Below are 314 nucleotides of genomic sequence, written 5' to 3' on the forward strand. Positions count from 1 at the left end.
GATACCACCTGCCCAGGCACAGACACCGACCCGGAACCCGCTCAAAAACCCATCAGAAGATCCATTTCAGGCCACGTCGGTGGAACAAGGCTAAGGCGTCGGATGGCGCGGGGACCGGGGGCGAGAACGCGGGGACCAGGGTGGGGACCGAGGTTCCAGCCACAGGTGGGGTCCCGGGGCCCGGTCCCACCGACCCGGAAGCCTCACAGGGGGACGCCGGAGGCGTGGGGACCGACCGCACTACGCGAGAAGTAGCTACTCAAGGCCCTGATTCGCATCCAGGACCGAACGACACCGAGTCGGGGACCGAGCCC

This window comes from Streptomyces sp. NPDC052107, from assembly GCF_040680215.1.
GTDB lineage: Bacteria > Actinomycetota > Actinomycetes > Streptomycetales > Streptomycetaceae > Streptomyces.